Below are 2,846 nucleotides of genomic sequence, written 5' to 3'. Positions count from 1 at the left end.
GTGGGCCACACCGAAGGAGTTGGTGTGTGGCTCTTGCACGTCGAGCGTGATCTCGGCCTCGCCATCGGCGAAGCGCTGCAACTCGGCGCCGATGCCAACGAGGAACGGAATGTGGACCGGGAACGGGATGGCCATGGTGGGGTGCCCGTGTTGGGGTGCCGTGGGTGCAGAGGGTGTGATGCGGCGCGCGAGCTTCAGCCGCCCACCACGGCGCTCACGCCGCCGTCGACCGCCAGCACCTGTCCGGTGATGTGCTTGCCCGCGTCCGATGCGAACAGCAGCGTCGCACCCTTGAGGTCCTCGTCGTCACCGAGGCGCTGCAGCGGCGCGCTGGCGGCCAGCCGATCTTCACCCACCGCAGCCAGCGTGCCGGCGGTCATCTTGCTGGGGAAGAAGCCAGGCGCGAGCGCGTTGACGCGGATGCCGAGGTGGCCCCACTCGCAGGCCAGCGCCTTGGTGAAGTTCACCACCGCGCCCTTGCTGGTGTTGTAGGCGATCGTCTGCATGAACGGGTGGTTGCCGCCCAGGCCCGCGATGGAAGCGACGTTGATGATGCGGCCCTGCTTGCGCGGGATCATGCTGGCCTTGCCGATGGCTTGCGACAGCAGGAAGTAGCCGCGCACATTGAGGTTCATCACCTTGTCCCAGGCTTCGAGCGGGTACTCGGCTGCGGGCGCACCCCAGGTGGCGCCGGCGTTGTTGACGAGGATGTCCACGTCGCCCACGCGCTCGAGCGTCTCATCGGCCAGGCGCTGGATGTCATCCGGGTTGCCCGCGTCGGCGGCGATCCAGCGCGCGTCGATGCCCGCATCCTGCAAGGCCATCACGGCTTGTTCGAGGTCAGCGGCCTTGCGCGAGCTGATCACCACCTTGGCACCGGCCTCGCCCAGGGCATGGGCCATCTGCAGGCCCAGGCCGCGCGAGCCGCCGGTGATCAGGGCCGTCTTGCCCGTGAGGTCGAAGAGTTGCTGAACGATGCGGGGGGCGGTCATGGCAGCGGCCTTCTTTCGGATCAGACGAGGTAATCAAGCACGTGGCGCGTGGCCGCCATCTGGCGGATCTGCGCGACCACGCCCTGGTGGTGCGGGTGCGGCACGTAGGCGGCCAGCGCGGCTGCGTCTTCGAAGGTCGAAACCAGCACCACGTCGCAGTTGGCTTCGAGCCCCTCGGCCTTGATGCCGACGTCGAATTCGTGCATGCCGGGCACCAGGCCCTTGCAGCTGTCGAGCAAGGCCTTGACCTGGGGCGCGTCGGTCGGGTCTTTGAGGGTCCACATGACGATGTGTCGCAGCATGGTGTGCGGTGCTTTCTTTTTGAAGATCAAAGGTGAATCAGAACCAATCGGCTTCTGCCTGCGCGCAGGTCAGGTCACGGCGCGAGACCACGCCCAGCCAGGCGTCGATCTTGGGCAGCTCGTAGGCGAAGAAGTAGTCGGTGGCGGCCAGCTTGCCCTTGAGGAAACCCGGGCCCAGCGGCGACGCGTCCCACTGACCTTGCGCTTGCGCGGCCTTGGCGGCCAGCCCCAGCTCCAGCCAGATCCAGGCCAGCACCGTGTGGCCGAAGGCCTGAAGGTAAGGCGTCGCATTGGCCAGAGCCTCTTCGGGCACGCCGGTGGACCAGGCCGCCTTGGTGGTGGCGCCCACCTTCTGCAGGGCCTGGGCCAGCGCATTCGCGTGCTCGGCCAGGCCGTTCACATGGCCCGCCTTCTGGATGGTTTCGCTGATGCGCTCGGCCAGCACGCTCAGGGCCTTGCCGCCGTTCATCACCACCTTGCGGCCCAGCAGGTCCAGCCCCTGGATGCCGTGCGTGCCTTCGTGGATCATGTTGAGGCGGTTGTCGCGCCAGTGCTGCTCCACGGGATAGTCGCGCGTGTAGCCGTAACCGCCCAGGATCTGGATGGCCAGCGAGTTGGCTTCCTGTGCCCATTCGCTGGGCCAGCTCTTGGCAATGGGGGTGAGCAGCTCCAGCAGCAGGCCGGCCTTCTCGGCCTCTCCGCCGCTGCCCGTGTGCTGGTCGTCCACCAGTTGCGCGCACAACAGGCCCAGGGCCAGGCCACCTTCGGCGATCGCCTTTTGCATCATCAGCATGCGCTTGACGTCGGTGTGGCCAATGATGGGCACCTGCGGCGCGCTGTGGTCCTTGCCGCCCGCGCCCATGTGGCGCCCTTGCGGGCGGTCTTTGGCGTATTGCAGCGAGTACTCGTAGCCAGCGTAGCCCAGCATGGTCGCGCCCACGCCCACGCTGATGCGGGCCTCGTTCATCAGCGTGAACATGCACTTGAGGCCCTCGCCCTCCTTGCCGATCAGGTAGCCCACCGCGCCGGCCTCACCGTTGACGGGGAACTTGCCTTCACCGAAGTTCAGCAGGGTGTTGACGGTGCCGCGGTAGCCGCACTTGTGGTTCAAGCCCGCCAGGGCCACGTCGTTGCGCTGCGACGTGATCGAGCCATCTGCCTTGACCAGCTTGCGCGGCACGATGAACAGCGAGATGCCTTTGACGCCGGACACCGGCTTGCCATCAGGCCCCGGGATCTTGGCCAACACCAGGTGGACGATGTTCTCGCCCATCTCGTGCTCGCCGCCCGAGATCCACATCTTGTTGCCCTTGAGGCGGTAACGCTTGCCCAGCGGGTCCACAAGCCAGTCGACACCCGTGCCATCGCCCTTCACGTCGGGCACGGCGCGCGTGGAGATGTCGGACAAGCTGGAGCCGGCCTGCGGCTCGCTCAGGCACATGGTGCCGAAGGTGCGGCCTTCGAAGCCACCCTTGGCGAACACCTCGATCTGTTTGGGCGTGCCATGCGCGAGGATGGTGTTGGCGTTGCCGCGCGTGAGCATCGGGTACGC

At 66.9% G+C, this 2,846-nt stretch carries 3 protein-coding genes; all 3 read right to left on the bottom strand.

Annotation, left to right across the window (positions count from 1 at the left end):
• Positions 1 to 194: 194 nt before the first annotated feature.
• Positions 195 to 992 carry an SDR family oxidoreductase gene (locus B2W70_RS10630; protein WP_286745573.1) on the bottom strand — a complete coding sequence of 266 codons (798 nt, stop codon included), beginning with the start codon at positions 990 to 992 and terminating at the stop codon, positions 195 to 197.
• Positions 993 to 1,012: 20 nt separating this feature from the next.
• Positions 1,013 to 1,294, bottom strand: coding sequence for a Dabb family protein (locus tag B2W70_RS10625; protein WP_286745571.1), 282 nt, complete (start codon positions 1,292 to 1,294; stop codon positions 1,013 to 1,015).
• Between the two features lie 37 nt (positions 1,295 to 1,331).
• Positions 1,332 to 2,846: acyl-CoA dehydrogenase (locus B2W70_RS10620; protein WP_286745569.1), on the bottom strand; the 1,515-nt coding region annotated here is incomplete at its 5' end.

Origin of the sequence: Aquabacterium sp. UBA2148 (assembly GCF_002328915.1) — a bacterium.
Taxonomy (GTDB): Bacteria; Pseudomonadota; Gammaproteobacteria; order Burkholderiales; family Burkholderiaceae_C; genus Aquabacterium; species Aquabacterium parvum.
Note: the sequence above shows the minus strand (reverse complement) of the source record. Positions and strands in the feature narration are given on the sequence as shown.

Excerpts from the sequence above, each read along its gene's own strand:
- B2W70_RS10630 (WP_286745573.1), bottom strand. The coding sequence starts at position 992 with ATGACCGCCCCCCGCATCGTTCAGCAACTCTTCGACCTCACGGGCAAG.
- B2W70_RS10625 (WP_286745571.1), bottom strand. The coding sequence starts at position 1,294 with ATGCTGCGACACATCGTCATGTGGACCCTCAAAGACCCGACCGACGCG.